This is a genomic window from Bacillus sp. NPDC094077, assembly GCF_050279465.1.
GTDB lineage: Bacteria > Bacillota > Bacilli > Bacillales > Bacillaceae_G > Bacillus_A.
Genome location: NZ_JBNNUF010000013.1, coordinates 1 through 18,295 on the forward strand (window position 1 = coordinate 1; position 18,295 = coordinate 18,295).

Below are 18,295 nucleotides of genomic sequence, written 5' to 3' on the forward strand. Positions count from 1 at the left end.
GTATACATCGAGAGATGTACGTACGGTTTGGAGGAAAGTACACGAAAACCTAACATAGTAATATGTCAAGGCGTCGGGTGCTCATCCTACCACTTGCATAGTAAGGGGATTGATTTTAGCAGAATAGCAGAGAAATATGTTCCAGCGACAACATCTATAGCGAAGAGCCAAATATAATTTCGTGATTACTCGATAGAAGAGCTCGTCGTTATTTTATAGAGCATATAGAAGAAGTTTGTTATAGGTTGAGAAGAGAAAAGAAATGCGCTCAAACGATTCATTTTTCAGTTGGATATAGCAAGGAATATGGCGGGGGAATAAGAAAAGCACACATGTTAAACTGGGCAACAAATTTAACGCTGGATATTTATAATGTTTGTACGTATTTTTTATACGAGTGGCATACAAGGGAGCCGATTCGATCGATAAGTATTTCGTTAACAAATTTATGGCTATCTATATCAAAATTACATAACTGTAGTCGATATAAATCCATTAGATGAGACGATTATATGTACGGATTGCTTTTTGCAATAAGCGTACTTTTAAGTTTGTTGATGTAATTGAGATTGATTAAAGCGTGTTTCTATGCAGCAGGTTTATTTCTTCAAGCCAGCTGCATAGAAAGGTCCATTATAGTACTGCACTTATACTAAACCCATCATATCCCTCACTTCCTACAGTTTGTATTACCGTTGAGGATAGTTATGGTTCAGATGCAAGAATATCGAAAAAATGACGAACTCCCTGAACACTAGAGTCAGTACTAACAGCATTTACTATTTCTCCTTTTCGAACTACATTGTCCTCTTTTAATGTGAGTTTTGAGTATATAAGACACACTGCTTCAAACAATATATGAGGAGTAATGACATGAAAAATCAAAACTATGTAAAGGCACTATAAAACACAGGCTATAAGTGTAGTGACTCTTTTATCTCCAGATAATAATTTTATATGTATCACAAAAAATACGTTCATTTTTCACAAATTTCACACAAATCATTGGTATTCTTTTCTATAGTGATACCTAATAGCTTTGAGAGAAGTGAGCTGTATATGAAAAAGATTTGTTCTTCTCTTCTTTTATTGTTAGTTTTTTGTTTTCCAGGAGTAAGTATTCATGCTGAGTCTACATTGCAATCAAAAATTGATGCGGCTGCCCCATATGAAACAATTAAATTAGAAAATAGAGCTTATAATGAAACGATAAAAATATCGAAACCGATTACAATACAAGGGGATAAAAATACTAAAATAATCTCTTGTGGTAAGGATCCTATTATTACAATAAAAAAGGAAAACATTATCCTTAAAGATTTGAAAATAGAACAATGTAATGATAATACAGATCAGCCAGCGATATTTGTAGCGGGAGATAAGCACTACATCAGTGGATTGGAAGTTCACGCGTCATACATGGGGATTAAGTTAGAAGATGCTAGCAATATAAAAATTGAGAACAGTAGGATTGTTGGACAAAGACGGGCTAATGGAATTGATTTATGGAAATCCAATCGCACTCTTATTGAGAACATCAAAATCCAAAATGTCCGTGATGGCATTTATTTAGAACAAAGCGACAATAATACAATAAAGGACAATGCAATTTGGCAGTCTCGTTATGGTGTTCATCTTATGTATTCTGATAAAACGGTTCTTGAAAATAACACATCAAAAGAAAATATAACAGGCGCTATGATTATGGGAACAAAGGAAACATCTGTAGTAGGAAATCACTTTATTGATAATAAAAGTAATGTTCATGCACAGGGTATATTACTATATGATGCTACAAAAACAAAAGTTTTACAAAATGAAATTGCTAATAATAGAGTTGGTATATATGTAGAAAAGGCAAATCATAATATTATTATGAGTAACTCAATTTCTAATAATTTTATTGGTTTACAATTTAAAGATGCCAGTGCAAATGAATTTACTCAAAATGTAATGCTAGGGAATGTTAATGAGTCACAAGCTATACAAAGTAGGGGAAACAACATCTATAAAAATTATTGGGACGCTTCCTTAAAAGTAGATACAGATGGTTCAGGTACTAGTAATATTCCATACAAAGCAGATGCCTATTTTCTTTTGTTAACACAAGATACTCCGGAATATCAGTTGTTCTTTCAATCACCAGGGATGCGTATTTTGCAAAGTTTCATAAAAATTCCAGGCCAATCCTTATTGCTAGACAAAGAGCCTAGTATGAGGCCCGAAATTGTTCCGCAAAAAGGCGGGGAGATGGGATTTCAGTCTAACGTTTTGGTTGTAGGTATAAGCATGTTACTAATGGGAAGTATATTGTTTTTTTTAGGGAGGAAAAATGGATGAGGGTAAAGTATGCGTTATTTACTATTTGTTTATGTTTGGTATTTGCCGTAGTAGGGTGTGGTAAGAAAGAAACGAAGCCGGTTGCTATTAATGAAAAAAATGATAAGTGTGATGTTTGTAATATGGCAGTAATGGATAATCAATTTGCAACTGAGGTTATTTTAGAAAATGGAAAAGCTTTAAAATTTGATGATATTGGCTGTATGTATAAATGGATAGATGAACATAAGAATGAAAAAATACAAGAGAAATTTGTAAGAGATTACAATACAAAAGATTGGGTTGCAGTGGATAAATCTACATATGTATATGACAAATCAATTAAGACGCCAATGGCTTATAATGTAATTTCTTTTAAAGAGAAGAAGGATGCAGATAGCTTTGTAGAAAAACATACTGGGGAAATTCTTTCTTATAAAGAACTAGCAGAACATAAATGGGAAATGAATAAAGAGATGATGGGAAAAGAAAAGAAAGATCATGGTAGTGGACATTCTCATTAATAAGAGACTATTGCTAAATAGTTAGAAAAAGACAACCAACTATGGTTGTCTTTTTCGGTAGAGAGGTGAGTAGGTATGTGGAATATATTATATTCAGAATGGCGTAGTGCAGTAAGAGGTAAATTTGCATACATGTTTTTGTTTCTTTGGATAACTATGTTTTCGTTAATATTTGTTATGGAAAGAAATACCCCGTCTTTAGTAGGTTATACAAATGTAACGGGGACAATGGTAAACCTTATTTTATATATAGTGCCTTTACTTATGTTAATTATAGGAGCATTTTCTATTGCAGGCGAGGTGGAAAATGGGAAATGGAGACTTCTATGTACGTATCCTTTACAGAGTACTTCATATGTAATAGGCAAAATAATCGGTCAATTTATAGCGCAAACAGCTATTTTTTCAATGAGTTTTGGAGTAAGTATAATAATTGGGTTAGTAAGCGGTAGTAATTTTGAAATGTTTTGGGTGGTAGCGACGTATATCTTCTCTGTTTTACTAATCTTTTTATTTCTATTACTGGGAATAACAATAGGTTCTTTTTCTATAACAAGGTGGCAAGCTTTAGCGATAAGTATTGTAGTTTGGTTCATTCTTATTATGATGTGGCCAACGGCTTTAATTAGTGTCCTTAATTTTGTTCCATATTCAATGATTGCACCACTAATAAAAATGTTATTGTTTTGCAACCCAGCTGAATTCCTTCGAATTATATTTGTAATTCAATTAGGTGGTGGAGCAATATTTGGACAAGTATATGATCAACTGATAATGTTTTTGCAAAGTAAAGCTGTTATTTGGGTTCTATTAATATACTTTATTACCTATGCAACCGTGTTCTTGCTTGTGGCGAGTTGGAAAATGGAGAGGAGAAGAAAAAAATGACAGTATTAAATCTCAAAGAAGTATGTAAACGATATAAAAAGAAAATAGCATTATCTCCAATTTCATTTCAAAGCAAAGAAGGAGAGTGTATCGTATTATGTGGTGGGAATGGAGCAGGAAAAAGTACGCTTCTTGATATAATAGCTGGAATTGCAACTCCTACAACTGGTACCGTTCAATTAGGTAATATAGAATTACAGAAAGATAGAAAACAATATGTGAGTAAAATAGGTTATATGCCAGATGATTTTCATGCACAGCAAGATATGACAGTTCAAGAATTTTTGTTATTTTATGCCGCCTTTCGAAAAATAGGAAAAGAAAAAGTACAAGCCGTTATTAAAACAATAGGATTAAATGAGAAACAAAATGAGCGCTTATATAGATTATCTAAAGGGATGAGACAGAGGCTTTTATTTGGACAGGCGTGTCTTGGAAATCCTAAAATTTTGATACTAGACGAACCGACAAATGGGCTGGATCCGTATTGGGTAGATGAGTTTGTAACAATATTAAAAACATTAAAAAGAAATGGTACAATGATTATTTTTTCCACACATATGATGGATGTCGCTGCTGAAATTAGTGATCGGATATTCTTTATGAAAGAAGGAAAAATCATAAAGGAAATTAAAAACGATGGAGACTTAGAAAATTTAACGATAACATTACTACAAATGCATAGGAGATGAATCAATTAGGGAACAGCCACCATTCTTAAAGTAGCTATTATGTTCCTTTTTAGGTGAAGAGGAGATTTTACTTGCATATTACAGAGGTGGCTACTTATATAAAAATTACATAACTGTAGTCGATATAAATCCATTAAATGAGATGATTACTTGTACTGATGCTTTTCGTAATAAAAGAATTTTTAAGTTTATTGATGTAATTGAAGTGAATTAGAGGGAGGGGAAATAAAAATAATTATCTCTTCCTAACTTAATTATATCATGTAATTAACGTTCAAAATAGACTGTTTATTCTCATTTACTCTTGCTACAATCAATAGCACATGAATAGTAAGGAGAGGTGCCGAATGAGTTCTTTCGTTCTCGATTTTCAGGAAATAGAAAAAACGCAGCTTTCGCTCGTTGGCGGGAAAGGCTTGAAGTTAGGGGAGTTATCAAACATTCAAGGTATACAAGTGCCAGAAGGATTTTGTGTTACAACGGGAGGATATGAAAAAGCTATCGAACAAAATGAAGCGTTTCAAGCTTTGTTGAATCAATTAACAAGGCTAAAAATTGAGGACCGAGATCAAATTGGTGAAATCAGTAAGAAGATTAGAGAAACCATTATGGAAGTAGAAATTCCTTCTGATGTAGCGGAAGTGGTAGCTCGTTATCTCTCTCGTTTTGGAAATGAACATGCTTATGCAGTGCGTTCTAGTGCTACTGCTGAAGATTTACCATATGCCTCGTTTGCTGGTCAACAAGATACGTATTTAAATATCATCGGAAAAGAAGCAATCTTGCAGCATGTAAGAAAGTGCTGGGCTTCCTTATTTACAGATCGAGCAGTCATATACCGAATACAAAACAGTTTTAATCATAATCAAGTTTCTATATGTGTTGTCGTTCAAAGGATGGTTTTCCCGCAGGCTTCGGGAATTTTATTTACAGCTGATCCGATTACTTCTAACCGAAAGGTGTTATCAATCGAAGCAAGTTTTGGACTTGGTGAGGCATTAGTATCAGGACTGGTATCTGCCGATAATTATAAAGTAAAAGAAGGCGAAATCGTCGATAAGATGATAGCAACTAAAAAAATAGCTATCTATGGACGGAAAGAAGGCGGAACAGAGACAAAACAAATTGTCCATAATCAGCAAAACGTTCAAACACTTACTGAACAACAAATATTACAACTAGCACGTATCGGAAGGCAGATTGAAGCTTATTTTGGCTGTCCGCAAGATATTGAATGGTGTTTAGTTGATGATACAATTTATATAGTCCAAAGTCGCCCAATCACGACTTTATATCCAATTCCAGAAGCAAACGATCAAGAAAATCATGTGTATATATCGGTCGGTCACCAACAAATGATGACCGATGCAATGAAGCCACTAGGGCTATCTTTTTTCCTATTAACGACGCATGCGCCTATGCGTAAAGCAGGGGGAAGGCTGTTTGTTGATGCTACACAAAGATTAGCTTCACCAGCTAGTAGAGATTTCTTAATAAATACTTTAGGAAAATCGGATCCGCTCATAAGAGATGCATTAACGACTGTAATCGAGCGAGATGATTTTATCAAATTGTTACCGGATGATGAAGAAGAAAAGAATCTTAGTAAAAGTATGCCACCTGCAAGTTCGCAACCACAAATCGAAAGCGATCCGGCAATCGTTACGGATTTAATAAAGAATAGTCAAGCATCAATCGAAGAGTTAAAACGAAACATTCAAATGAAATCAGGATCGGCTGTATTCGATTTTATTTTAGAAGATATCCAGCAGCAATTACAGAAAATATTATTTAGCTCGCAAAGTACGGCTGTAATTATGGCAGGTATGAATGCTTCTTCATGGATTAATGAAAAGATGGAGCAATGGCTAGGTGAAAAAAACGCAGCAGACACACTTTCTCAATCCGTACAAAATAATATTACGTCGGAGATGGGTTTAGCATTAATGGACGTTGCAGATGTGATTCGCCCTTATCCAAAAGTTATTGAGTATTTACAACATGTAAAAGATAATAGCTTTTTAGATGAACTAGTTCAGTTTAAAGGCGGGGAAAAATCTCGAGATGCGATTCAAACTTTCCTGAATAAATACGGAATGAGATGCAGCGGCGAAATCGATATTACGAAAACGCGCTGGAGTGAACAGCCACCTACAATTATCCCGATGATTTTAAATAATATAAGAGAGTTTGAAACTGGTGCTAGTAAACGGAAATTTGAAGAAGGGCTGCAGGAGGCTTTGAAAAAAGAGGAAGAGTTATTAGAACAATTGCAGCACTTGCCGGATGGTAAACAAAAAGTAGAAGAGACGAAGCAAATGATTCGTAACATCCGGAATTTCATCGGTTATCGTGAATACCCGAAATACGGCATGATTAATCGCTATTTCCTATATAAGCAGGCGTTACTCAAAGAAGCTGAACAACTTGTGAAGAGCGGTGTTATTCATGAAATCGATGATATATACTATCTGACTTTTGAAGAACTTCACGAAGTCGTTCGTACAAATAAACTAGATTATAAAGTCATCAATAATCAAAAAAATGAGTACAAATTATATGAAAAACTAACGCCCCCGCGCGTTATCACGTCTGATGGTGAAATCATTATAGGTAAGTACAAAAGAGAAAATTTCCCGGCCGAAGCAATTGTAGGTCTGCCTGTTTCTTCTGGAGTGATTGAGGGGAGGGCGCGCGTTATTTTAAACATGGAAGATGCAAATTTAGAAGATGGAGATATATTAGTTACGGCATTTACTGATCCTGGCTGGACACCATTGTTTGTGTCTATAAAAGGGTTAGTAACAGAAGTCGGCGGACTTATGACGCACGGAGCAGTTATCGCACGTGAATATGGCTTGCCAGCAGTTGTTGGAGTGGAGAACGCTACAAAACTAATAAAGGACGGGCAACGAATACGGGTACATGGAACAGAAGGGTATATTGAGATACTATAGGGTATACTGCAAATCAAAAAAGGATCATCCGCTATAAGTAGTGGGTGATCCTTTTATTTTGCAACAGCTTACTTCTTTAAGCCTGCTGCAAAGAAAGGCCCATGAACTGCGATTGTTGATAAAATACGAGCAATCTCCTCAGGTGATTCTTTTTGACCACTATTTAACCATTGTTGAATGACACCTATATGAGCAGATGCCATATAAGAAACTAAGTATTGGCTTGGGACAAGTAAATTCTCCTTATTAATGAGAGCACCATTCGTATCTTCAAATAGTGTTTTCCACATAAATTCTTTCAATTTTGTTTGGAAAGATAAATCTCCTTTTGGGCTAAGTACAGCTTTCATAAAATCACTATTTTCATTTAGAAATTCAAGAATAGAAGCGACAAGTATAAACGGTGTCGTTGGGGAAGGGTTTGATCCAAGATCAGCAATCACTTCCGGAAATTTCTGTTTAGCAATGCTAGAAAACTCATGCATAAATTCTTCTTGGCATTTCGTCATTAAATCAAATTTATCTTGATAGTGCGCATAAAACGTACCACGATTTATGTTCGCTTTCGTTGTAATATCTTTTACTGTAATGGCATCAAAACCTTTTTCATCGATTAACTCCACTAATGCATTTCGTATTGCCGTTTTCGTTCGAATAACACGTAAATCTAAATTACTATCACGCAAAGCATGTCCCTCCTTAATTTTTTTCAACACATTTAGAAAATATGTCTTATAACCGACACATTCACGATTTTTGATTATTGAATAAGATTTACTCCAAACATATAATTCAAAATATAAATAAACAACGCGTTGTTTATTTATTGTAACCAAAATAAAAGGAGGAGAAAAGAAAATGTTTAAAAATAAACTTTTATATTTTTCACCAGTCATTGCGCTGGTCGTTGTTTTTATTTTTTCATTAACATTATTCCCAACAGTTCAACCTCAGCCGAAAAACTTGCCAATTGCAATTGTAAATGAAGATCAAGGAGTAGAAATTCCGGATCAAGCGAAAATGAATATGGGGCAAACAATCGTTGATACGATGAAAAAATCATCGAAATCAGATGAAGAACCTGCGGTGAAGTGGGTAGAAGTAAAAAATAAAGAAGCCGTTCAAAAAGGTTTAAATAATCAAGAATATTATGCGGCATTAGTCATTCCGAAAGAATTTAGCGCAAAACAGGCATCATTACGAACACCACAGCCAACTTCACCAGAGGTAGAAATATTCATAAATCAAGGAATGAATACAGCGGCATCAACTATGGCAGGGCAAATATTAAATGGTGTAGTTGATAATATGAACAATACTGTTCGTACACAACTATTAGACGGATTGAAAGCAAAAGGAGCTACTTTAACAACAGATCAAGCTTCAAATTTAGTAACACCTATTACTAAGAAAGTGACAAATGTGAATGAAACTGGCAAAAATAGTGCGAACGGTAACTCGCCGGTATCTTTATTCCAACCGTTATGGATTGCAAGTTTAGCGAGTGCAGCAATCATCTTTATTGCGATTCGTAAAATGCCAGTAGGTACACGAAAAGAAAACTTTGTATTGAAAGTAAAACAAATAGTAACAGGAGCTGTTGCGGCACTTGTAATTGGATTTGGTCTTACATGGATTGCAGATGGCATGGTAGGATTAAATATTTCGAATTTTACGGATACAGCGTTGTTCTTATCCATTACATCTTTTAGTTTCTTCTTAATGATATCTGCGGTACTTTCATTAGTTGGACTAAAAGGAATCGGATTATTCGCTTTATTACTGTTCTTCGGAGCACCATTATTATCGTTAGCACCTGAAATGTTGTCTCCGTTTTATCAAGACTGGGTTTACTCATGGTTACCAATGAAATTTATGATCGAAGGACTCAGAGAAATTTTCTTCTTCGGAAAAGGTTTAAGCTGGAATACACCAGTTACTGTCCTCGTTTGGATTGGTGTAGTAAGTATGATTACTATACTAGCAACTGCTTTAAAACGCAGTGCAGTAAAAGGGCATAAAACAGAATTACATGCTTAAAAATAAAAGCCGTTTCACTAGTAGTGAAGCGGTTTTTTGTGGTGAAATTTATAGGGTTTTTCAATGTTTTAAATGTGAGTGAAGAATTAGTATTTGCTGTCCCGTTATATATACATGCTCCTACTATTTCACAATGCATAAAATATTATGCGAAATCATGGAGGGGATACGATGTATAATTCGAATTATCATGATTGGTATAGACAGAATGATAAACTGATTAGTGATATTGAAAAAGCCATAAATGGAGAGTATAGCGCCATAAATTGTTATGCGAATTTAGCTAACATGGCTCCAAATGAGGTAGAACGAAATCAAATTCTTGAAATTCGTAATGATGAAATAAGACATTTTCAAAATTTTGTACAGCTCTATACTAATTTAACGGGTAGGCAGCCTAAACCACAAATCAATGAAGGATGTCCTAATACGTACTTACAAGGATTAGAATTTGCTATACAAGATGAGCAAAAGACAGTAGATTTTTATTTGGAAATTTCAGATGAAACATCAGATGCGAACATGAAAGAGTTATTGCGCAGAATAGCTGCAGATGAACAAAATCATGCGGTGTGGTTTTTATATTTTTTTACGAAATCAAAATGAAAAATATAAAAAATAAATCGAAAGGTTCGAGCTGGATTTTTTGATGGGAAATTTTAATATAATTTATATTAAAATGAGGAATTAAAGCCGTTTCACTAGTGGTGGAGCGGTTTTTTATGATGAAATACAAGTTATAAAGTTAAGATATAGTAGTTAATTCTGGTATATAATGTATAAAACAAAAATCAATAAAGGAAGAAGAAAACATCTGAAAGGGGAAGCGGAAATATGGAGAGAAATACAGTGGAAGAATATACAATTCGAATTGCTTCAGAAGAGGAAAGCGATAACGTTATTACTTTATTAAAAGAAGTAGCACAGTGGTTACAAGATAAAGAAGTGAATCAATGGCAATATCTTTTAGGAGTAGAAGCTACGGCCGAAATACTAGAAGGGATAAGAGAGAAATATACATATGTTGTGATGAAAGAAGATGAAATTGTCGGTACGGTTACAGTATCTCCTAAACAAAATAAATGGGATGAATATATTTTCGGTAAAGAGGAAGTTTCTAATTCATTATATATTCATAGATTTGCGGTGAAACGGGAGTATAAGGGGAATGGAATAGGAGAATGGGTTTTACGGTGGGTAGAAGAGAATGTACGAAGGGATAAAAATTATTTAAAATTAGATTGTGTTGGGCATAATCGTACGTTGAATGATTTTTATAAGAAAAATGGTTTTGCGTATGTTGGAAGTACAGATGGGCTTAGTAAGTTTCAAAAGAAAAGGGATAAGGTTTAAAAATATATAGCATAAGTTTAGATTGGGGTTATTTGGCGTTTACTATGTAATAAAAAGGAGGGAACATAATTGAAAGTCAGGCAAGGAAAATATGAAGAAATAAAATTGCGTGATAGAATTCCAGGCATGGTTGAATATATAGATAGTACAAGGCTTCCGGCTGACTTTCACTACTATATTCCTCCACACTGGCATAGAAGTATTGAAATTAGTTTAGTTATATATGGAGACGTTTTTTTGTATGTAAATGGGCAAAAAAAGAAAGTATCAGCTGGCGAGTTTATTTTTGTAAACAGTGGAGATGTGCACGAATTTGAAAAAGTTGCGAATACAAGTTGTGCAGTAATGATGTTAATTGTTTCTTATGAATTTCTTAAAGAGCTAAATGATGATTTTGATAAATATAGATTTAACCTAAAAGAATCAGTTGCTCAGAACACAAAGCTCCAACAAATATTTTATGAATTAAAGGAGTTAGTCACACATTCTGATGATTTAAGTTATATAAAAATTAATAGTTTAATTTATGAGATTGTTTATATTTTATTGCGCTACTGTAAAGATACGGAGAAAGTAAATAATGATTTTCACCTTGGAGAAAAACAAAAAGAGATGATAACATATATTTATGAACATTACGATGAAGAGCTTAAAATGAAAGATGTAGCGAAACATTTTTTTGTAAGTGAGGAACATTTTTCCCGTATGTTCAAAAAATCTTTCGGATCAAATTTCACCTCTTTTTTAACGAGATACAGGCTTCATAAAGCTTATGAAGATATTATTAGTAGTACAAATTCTATACAAGATATAGCTGTAAAACATGGATTTCCCAATGTAAAGTCATTCATTTCACAGTTTAAAGGAAAATATGGATATACACCATTACAGTATAGAAAAAATATCATATCAAAAAATGACAATAATCGAATCAAATATGAACCACAATAAAAATACGTTCTATGTTACATTTTGTACATGGAACGTATTTTTATTTAGTAACTGGAAATTGACACGGTTATATAATTTTTCGAGAAATGAAAACGTTTAAGCTGAGGTAGGGGGAATAGTAGATGACTAGAAAATATAGCTTAGATTTATTAGAAAAGATTCAAGAAAAACAAGAAGTCATCAATGTACAAGGCGCAGAAGTCTTAGTGAAAAACATACCAGATTGCGATGAAAAGGGAGCGATGGACCCACGTCTTTATAAAGACACAAGGGTTCAAATGAATATAATGAGGTTTATGCCTAAAAATATGATGAAAATGGACGCTTCCGAAAAGTCAGTAAAGAATATGAGAAAGCAATTTAATGGTATTAAAAGCGTTCCAATTGTCACTAAAGATATAAATATTACGAATGAAACAGTTAAAGCGGAAGATGAATATGATATTCCGATAAGGATTTATAATAGTATTTCTAAACGAGAAAATGCGCCAATTTTATACTTTATTCATGGTGGCGGATTCATGGCAGGGTCACCAGATGTGGTAGAAGAACTTGTGAAATTAATCGTAGAAAAAACAGATATACTAGCCGTTTCCGTAGATTATCGATTAGCTCCAGAGCATCCTTTTCCAACTGGGCATACAGATTGTTACACTACTTTAAAATGGATTTATGAGAATGCTGAAGCATTCGGTGGTGATAAGAATAATATCTTTGTTGCTGGTGATAGTGCTGGAGGGAACTTAACCCAGTATTGTACAACGAGAGATATGGAAGATGGTAGAAAACTCGTTAAAGGACAACTACTTCTGTATCCTACACTTAATATGTGTGACTATGAAGACGAGTTTTATTCTTGGAGTATAGATAAGTATGAAATTGCTCCGAAATATAAAAAAGGATTAGAAAAAATACTTAATATGATGCATTCAATGGTCGGAGGGATGTCAGAAATACTTGGTACGCAAGAAATTCATTCGAAGTATTTAAGTCCATATGTTGATGTATCTTCAGACTATCCAAGTACATTTATTACGGTAGGAGAACATGATTTTTTAATGATAGAATGTTTAGCGTATGCAGCTAAATTGACTAAAAAAGGGGTTGATACTGAAACAGTTCTCTATCGTGGTTTGGGGCACGCGTATGGAGATAATGTAGGTGTCTATCCTCAAAGTGAAGATTTAGCGATTGAGATGGGGAATTTTATATTGAAACATAGTAAGAAAGACTCTTACTTCCAGTAATGATTTTATAGTCTACTTTGTGCAGTAAGTGATTCATATAGGATTAAATATGAATCAGTGGAAAGTGATAACCTCTAAAAAGTATATAAAAAAGCCTAATTTGATCTATATGTTTCAAATTAGGCTTTTTTATATGATTAAATATTCAAGATCAAAAGAAGGAATACAACATTATTGTACAGAATATTTAGATAATAGGAGGTGTCGAATTTTGAGTGAAATTGAATTAAAAAGTAATGTAATTAAGACAGGGCGAGAGAAGAGGATTATCCTTCGGTTTATACTCGCAAGTCTAGTTGGGGTGTTTATGTTTTTCGTTCCTGTTACGATAAACGGTGCTTCATCGATTATGATTGATCATATCGTATCGTGGATCCGGGCTTCGGTTCCGAGTGTAGTACCTTATTATGCATTATTAGTTATGGTAATTGGTGCGATTTATCCATTTTATACGAAAAAATGGAATGCATCTATCGTAGACATTTGTTTTTCTATTTTAAAAGTAGTCGGCGTTGTTTTCGGTGTACTCTATTGTTTTAAAGTAGGACCAGCTTGGTTCTTTGCACCAGATGTTGGGCCATTTTTGTATGAGAAGCTAGTTATATCCGTAAGTTTACTCGTTCCTATTGGTTCGGCTTTTTTAGCACTATTAGTCGGATATGGATTGCTAGAATTTATCGGTACATTTTGCCGTCCGATTATGAGACCGTTATGGAATACGCCGGGACGATCAGCAATTGATGCGGTTGCTTCCTTTGTTGGGAGTTATTCGCTTGCGCTTCTTATTACTAACCGCGTTTATAAAGAGGGAAAGTATACAACGAAAGAAGCGGCAATTATCGCTACAGGTTTTTCTACAGTATCCGCTACATTTATGATCATCATCGCAAAAACATTAGACATTATGCATTTATGGAATGTTTATTTTTGGACTACGCTTGTTGTAACATTCATCGTGACCGCTATCACCGTAAGAATTCCACCGCTTAGTAGAAAACCAGATACATATATTACGAAAGAAGGGTTCCCAGAGCCTGTCTATAAAGAGAAAATGCTAGAACGCGCTTGGGAAGATGCATTAGAAGTATCAAAGTCTGCACCGAGTGTTATGAAAAATATTGCAGTGAATTTAAAAGACGGTTTTATTATGACGATGGGAATTTTACCATCGATTATGTCAGTAGGGTTAATTGGTATCGTCTTAGCAAAGTTCACGCCAATATTTGATTGGATCAGTTACATTTTCTATCCATTTACATGGCTATTACAATTACCAGAAGCAGAGTTAGCCGCTAAAGCGGCATCAGTTGGTATTGCAGAAATGTTTTTACCATCACTTTTAGTTGTAAGTGCACCACTTGTGACAAAGTTTGTCATTGCGGTTGTTTCGGTATCATCTATTTTGTTTTTCTCCGCTTCAATTCCTTGTATATTATCAACAGATATTCCGTTAAAAGTATCTGAACTTATTATTTTATATGTGGAAAGAACGATTTTAACGTTGCTTATTATTACGCCGATTGCTTATTTGTTGCTTTAAAGGTTCTAGATATATTCCATTTTCTGGTTTTCGAAATCAGAAAATGGAATAATGTTAACTGTGTTCTAAAGAAAAATGAACAAATGAAATTTTTTATTCAACAAAGCAGCTCTTTAAGACTCGTACAATATGTAATTGCTCATCGCGATCAATTTCCACAAATAATGAGTAAAATACTCATATTTTGGGAGGAGTCAAAGGAAATTGTTTCTTCTGTAATAATCGGCGGTCAGAAAGCGGGAGAACTAATACCGCTAAAACCAAATGTTGTATTTTCTTCCTACTTCTCATATGTAATTGGTACGATATTAACGGTTATCGATGAGCCTTCACACCCTATATGGGAAGATTACATTCGGCAAGGAATTCGTATGTTTGGGCCTAAAGAAGAGATGTTGATTAAAATTGAATTAGGCTAAGAGAAGTTAAAAATGAGATAAAATAATTGTAATTTCAGAGGAAGATAACGGTCAAGGAATGCGCTGGATTGAAATTGCTCCGACGAAAGAAGCTGAAACAAGTATTATTCTCCATAATAAAGAGTTAATTGCTAAAATGCAGCCTGAGTTAAATCTTGGTACACCTTCTTTAATGTTCTTCTCAAAAGACTTCGATCGTCTATATAGCGATTTAGTAAACAAAAACGTTACAGTTGGGGAAATTGTAAATATGCCTACAGGTAGAATATTTAATTTTGCGGATAGCGAAAATAATTACTTTGCCGTAATGGAAAAGAAGTAAATTTTAATTCAAATTATGAGTGCGGTGCTGGAATAAAGGCATCGCATTTTTTATTATTATATTTCTGTAATGGTATTTTCAATATTTTACATAATTATAAAACGATATAAAGTAGTGTGATATAGTAACAACAAAGGGGGAATAGAAATGGAAATTATTCACGAAAGAGCAAAATTACGGTTAATGGATAGTAATGATGTCGAAACTTTGTTTTCGATTGTAGAAGGAAATCGGGATATTTGGGCGTATTTAATTTCTAAAATGGATACTGTTCAAGATATGCAGCAATATGTTCAAAAAGCGATAAAGGGTTATGGAAGGGGAACTCAAGTACCTTTCGTTGTAGTCGATCAACAGACGAATAAGATTGTGGGAAGTACACGTTTATATAATCTTTCCGTAGAAGATAAGACAGTCGAGTTAGGGCAGACATGGTACCATCCAAGTGTGCAACGTACGAGTATAAATACTGAGTGTAAGTATATGCTTCTCGAGTACGCTTTTGAAAAACTACATATGCAGAGGGTGCAAATTAAGACAGATGTAAGAAATGAAAAAGCACAGCGAGCAATTGAAAGGTTAGGAGCAGTAAAAGAAGGTATGCTTAGAAATGAAAGAAGGTTGCCGAATGGTCATGTGAGAGATGCGGTTGTTTACAGCATTATCGCCAGTGAATGGCTAGGCGTAAAAGAAAGGTTGTTAGAAAAATTAGAGTTGTACAAAGAAAAGCTATAATTCGTATTTTGTAAGGTATATAATCGTAATTTGCGAAAAATATACCTTTTTTTCTTACAAAACACTAACTTATTTTATTTACTTTTGTTTCATCATTCCCTTCTGATAAAAAATTCGTTACAATGTAGTTGTATGATAATAAATTTATGAATTACAAAATGTAATGAAAACCGCAAACGAAGAATGAATTGATAATCCTCAATTTTAAATAAAAACCCTTTTATACAAATAAAACAAGCAAAATTCCTTCTTTTAAATAAATTCAAATAAACTGATTTGATAAATACGTTTTTTATAGAAGTATGGATGATGTACGGAGGCAATTACAAATGAAAGAACATAAGAAGAGTAAAAAAAGACGAATCTTCCAAGTATTCTTGTTGATGATTTGTTCTATTATTTTATATGTAAGCTATGCAGCTTATGATATTTGGAGCTATCGCTTTAAAACAGATGATGATGTGAAGACAGATGCTGGTATCGTACTAGGAGCAGCTTCATGGAACGGAAAACCGTCTCCTGTATTTAAAGAAAGAATAAATCATGCGATTTCCTTATATAAAAACGGAAATATTAAAAAGATTATTTTCACAGGTGGAACAAAATTTGAGGCAGAACTTGAGGAAGCCCGTACTGCTAGAGCGTATGCACTAAAAAATGGTGTAAAAGAAGAGGATATTTTAATTGAAACAAAATCTCTTTTCACTGAAGAGAATTTAAAGAATGCAAAGCAGGTTGGAATAGAGAATGGAATCCACACATATACGATTGTGAGTGATCCACTTCATATGAAACGTGCGATGAGAATTGCAAAACATATTAATATTGAAGCGTATGCGTCACCAACGCCAACGTCAGCTTATAAAACGTTAGATACAGAAATTCCATTCTTTTTTAAAGAATTATTCTCGTATATTGGCTATGTAACCTCTTTGCCATTAAAGGCATTGAAGGGAGATTAATATAAGAAAAGAACCTATACTTGAATAGGAACTTTTCTTATTGTTCAAAAACATTGTATTTTTATCGGAATAGTGAAACAATAGAGAGGTAGCTTCATATAATCATAATGACAAAATGAACGGTTTATGAATCGGGCATAAAGGAGATTATAATATGGCACTCTCATTTGTAGAAACAGAAGAACAATCTTTAATTATTGAACAAATAAGTAAATTGATTCCGAAGTTCATGGAAAGGGAGCATCAACTAAGTGAATTAGGATCATTTCCGTATGAAAATATTAATAATTTGAAAGATGTCGGATATACGAAATTAACGTTACCGAAGGAATTTGGTGGCAGTGCGATTTCTTTATATGACTTCGTTTTATTTCAAGAGAAAATTGCAGAAGGCTGTGGAGCTACTGCATTATCGATTGGATGGCACCTCGGTATTGTGAAAGAGCTAGCTGAAAATCGCTCTTGGAATGATGAAATGTTCAAATGGTTTTGCGAAGAAGTGCGTAATGGTGCACTCTTTAACCGGGCAGCAACAGAGCGGAAAACAGGGAGTCCGACGCGTGGTGGCAAACCAGAAACAATAGCGATTCAACAAGGTGAGAAGTGGATTATAAGTGGAAGAAAAACTTTTACGACGATGGCACCAGTGCTTGATTATTTTATTATTTCAGCAAGTATTGAAGGCAGGGAAGAAATCGGAGAATTTGTCATTCCAAAGAATACACTAGGTGTATCAATTGAAGAAACGTGGGATAGTGTTGCGATGCGTGGGACAGCTAGCCATGATCTTGTTTTACAAAATGTAGAGATAGAAAATCGCTTTTTTACGGATGTAAAGGGTGGAAAAGTGAAACAAAAGGGAATTGGCTGGTTGCTACATATACCAGCATGTTATTTAGGGATCGCACAATCGGCAAGAAATTATGCAGTTCAGTTTGCGGAATCATACAAGCCAAATAGTTTAAATCATTCTATTAGTTTATTGCCGAATGTTAGAAGATTAGTTGGAGAATTAGAACTTGAACTTATGCAAGCTCGCGTCTTTTTATATCAAATTGCGAAAAAGTACGATGAAGCAGAAGATAAACTATCACTACAAGCAGAATTAGCAGCAGTGAAATATGCAGTAACAAATGCGGCGATATCTATTGTAGATAAAGCAATACGCATCGTAGGAGCAAAAAGTTTATCAGAAAAAAATCCGCTTCATCGCTACTATTTAAACGTCAGAGCAGGATTACACAATCCGCCGATGGACGATGCAACACTATCTATGCTGGCAGATGCGGCGTTTCGATCGTAATGTTTTAGGTATAGGTCTTATGAACTTAAATTTTATTGTTTAT

At 34.2% G+C, this 18,295-nt stretch carries 17 protein-coding genes and 3 pseudogenes; 19 read left to right on the forward strand and 1 reads right to left on the reverse strand.

The genetic code is table 11. From position 1 onward, the window contains the following. Window positions 1–87 precede the first annotated feature (87 nt). The 8 genes and pseudogenes from ACQKNR_RS23405 to ppsA form a co-directional block, all read left to right on the forward strand. Window positions 88–449, forward strand: a pseudogene (locus ACQKNR_RS23405) (hypothetical protein); the annotation flags it as partial. A gap of 1 nt (window position 450) precedes the next feature. Beyond that, window positions 451–577 (forward strand): annotated as a pseudogene (locus tag ACQKNR_RS23410) (YolD-like family protein); the annotation flags it as partial. A gap of 482 nt (window positions 578–1,059) precedes the next feature. Next, window positions 1,060–2,340 (forward strand): right-handed parallel beta-helix repeat-containing protein, encoded by a 1,281-nt coding sequence (locus ACQKNR_RS23415; protein ID WP_427321068.1) that lies wholly within the window; start codon window positions 1,060–1,062, stop codon window positions 2,338–2,340. After that, the gene (locus tag ACQKNR_RS23420) at window positions 2,337–2,843 is read left to right on the forward strand and encodes a nitrous oxide reductase accessory protein NosL (RefSeq protein WP_427321070.1); all 507 of its coding nucleotides are present in this window, start codon (window positions 2,337–2,339) and stop codon (window positions 2,841–2,843) included. Before ACQKNR_RS23415 ends, ACQKNR_RS23420 begins: the two co-directional genes overlap by 4 nt. A gap of 75 nt (window positions 2,844–2,918) precedes the next feature. Beyond that, on the forward strand, window positions 2,919–3,731 hold the full coding sequence (locus tag ACQKNR_RS23425) for an ABC transporter permease (protein ID WP_427321072.1): 813 nt from the start codon (window positions 2,919–2,921) through the stop codon (window positions 3,729–3,731). Beyond that, complete coding sequence (locus ACQKNR_RS23430; protein ID WP_427321074.1) at window positions 3,728–4,423, forward strand: ABC transporter ATP-binding protein; 696 nt, start codon at window positions 3,728–3,730, stop codon at window positions 4,421–4,423. Before ACQKNR_RS23425 ends, ACQKNR_RS23430 begins: the two co-directional genes overlap by 4 nt. 34 nt (window positions 4,424–4,457) lie before the next feature. Next, window positions 4,458–4,637, forward strand: a pseudogene (locus ACQKNR_RS23435) (YolD-like family protein); the annotation flags it as partial. Window positions 4,638–4,770: 133 nt separating this feature from the next. Beyond that, window positions 4,771–7,380 (forward strand): phosphoenolpyruvate synthase, encoded by a 2,610-nt coding sequence (gene ppsA, locus ACQKNR_RS23440; protein ID WP_427321076.1) that lies wholly within the window; start codon window positions 4,771–4,773, stop codon window positions 7,378–7,380. A gap of 68 nt (window positions 7,381–7,448) precedes the next feature. On the opposite strand, the gene ACQKNR_RS23445 is transcribed toward ppsA, so the two are convergent. Then, window positions 7,449–8,066: a TetR/AcrR family transcriptional regulator gene (locus tag ACQKNR_RS23445; RefSeq protein WP_427321078.1), complete on the reverse strand. Its 618-nt coding sequence runs from the start codon at window positions 8,064–8,066 to the stop codon at window positions 7,449–7,451. A gap of 172 nt (window positions 8,067–8,238) precedes the next feature. Here ACQKNR_RS23445 and ACQKNR_RS23450 point away from each other — a divergent pair, with 172 nt between their 5' ends. From ACQKNR_RS23450 to ACQKNR_RS23500, 11 genes are all read left to right on the forward strand, one after another. Continuing rightward, the gene (locus ACQKNR_RS23450; RefSeq protein WP_427321080.1) at window positions 8,239–9,420 is read left to right on the forward strand and encodes a YhgE/Pip domain-containing protein; all 1,182 of its coding nucleotides are present in this window, start codon (window positions 8,239–8,241) and stop codon (window positions 9,418–9,420) included. A gap of 171 nt (window positions 9,421–9,591) precedes the next feature. Next, window positions 9,592–10,026, forward strand: a complete 435-nt coding sequence (locus ACQKNR_RS23455) for a ferritin-like domain-containing protein (RefSeq protein ID WP_427321082.1) — start codon at window positions 9,592–9,594, stop codon at window positions 10,024–10,026. 228 nt (window positions 10,027–10,254) lie between these two features. Further along, window positions 10,255–10,773 carry a GNAT family N-acetyltransferase gene (locus ACQKNR_RS23460; protein WP_427321084.1) on the forward strand — a complete coding sequence of 173 codons (519 nt, stop codon included), beginning with the start codon at window positions 10,255–10,257 and terminating at the stop codon, window positions 10,771–10,773. Between the two features lie 69 nt (window positions 10,774–10,842). Then, complete coding sequence (locus ACQKNR_RS23465; protein ID WP_427321086.1) at window positions 10,843–11,724, forward strand: AraC family transcriptional regulator; 882 nt, start codon at window positions 10,843–10,845, stop codon at window positions 11,722–11,724. 122 nt (window positions 11,725–11,846) lie between these two features. Beyond that, on the forward strand, window positions 11,847–12,971 hold the full coding sequence (locus ACQKNR_RS23470) for an alpha/beta hydrolase (protein ID WP_427321088.1): 1,125 nt from the start codon (window positions 11,847–11,849) through the stop codon (window positions 12,969–12,971). A gap of 211 nt (window positions 12,972–13,182) precedes the next feature. Further along, complete coding sequence (locus ACQKNR_RS23475; RefSeq protein WP_427321090.1) at window positions 13,183–14,511, forward strand: YjiH family protein; 1,329 nt, start codon at window positions 13,183–13,185, stop codon at window positions 14,509–14,511. Between the two features lie 83 nt (window positions 14,512–14,594). Further along, window positions 14,595–14,930, forward strand: a complete 336-nt coding sequence (locus ACQKNR_RS23480; RefSeq protein WP_427321092.1) for a hypothetical protein — start codon at window positions 14,595–14,597, stop codon at window positions 14,928–14,930. 22 nt (window positions 14,931–14,952) lie between these two features. Next, window positions 14,953–15,252: a VOC family protein gene (locus ACQKNR_RS23485; protein WP_427321290.1), complete on the forward strand. Its 300-nt coding sequence runs from the start codon at window positions 14,953–14,955 to the stop codon at window positions 15,250–15,252. 147 nt (window positions 15,253–15,399) lie between these two features. Continuing rightward, the gene (locus ACQKNR_RS23490; protein WP_427321094.1) at window positions 15,400–15,987 is read left to right on the forward strand and encodes a GNAT family N-acetyltransferase; all 588 of its coding nucleotides are present in this window, start codon (window positions 15,400–15,402) and stop codon (window positions 15,985–15,987) included. Window positions 15,988–16,316: 329 nt separating this feature from the next. Beyond that, window positions 16,317–16,949 (forward strand): YdcF family protein, encoded by a 633-nt coding sequence (locus ACQKNR_RS23495; protein WP_427321096.1) that lies wholly within the window; start codon window positions 16,317–16,319, stop codon window positions 16,947–16,949. 154 nt (window positions 16,950–17,103) lie between these two features. After that, window positions 17,104–18,252: an acyl-CoA dehydrogenase family protein gene (locus ACQKNR_RS23500; RefSeq protein ID WP_427321098.1), complete on the forward strand. Its 1,149-nt coding sequence runs from the start codon at window positions 17,104–17,106 to the stop codon at window positions 18,250–18,252. Window positions 18,253–18,295 lie beyond the last annotated feature (43 nt).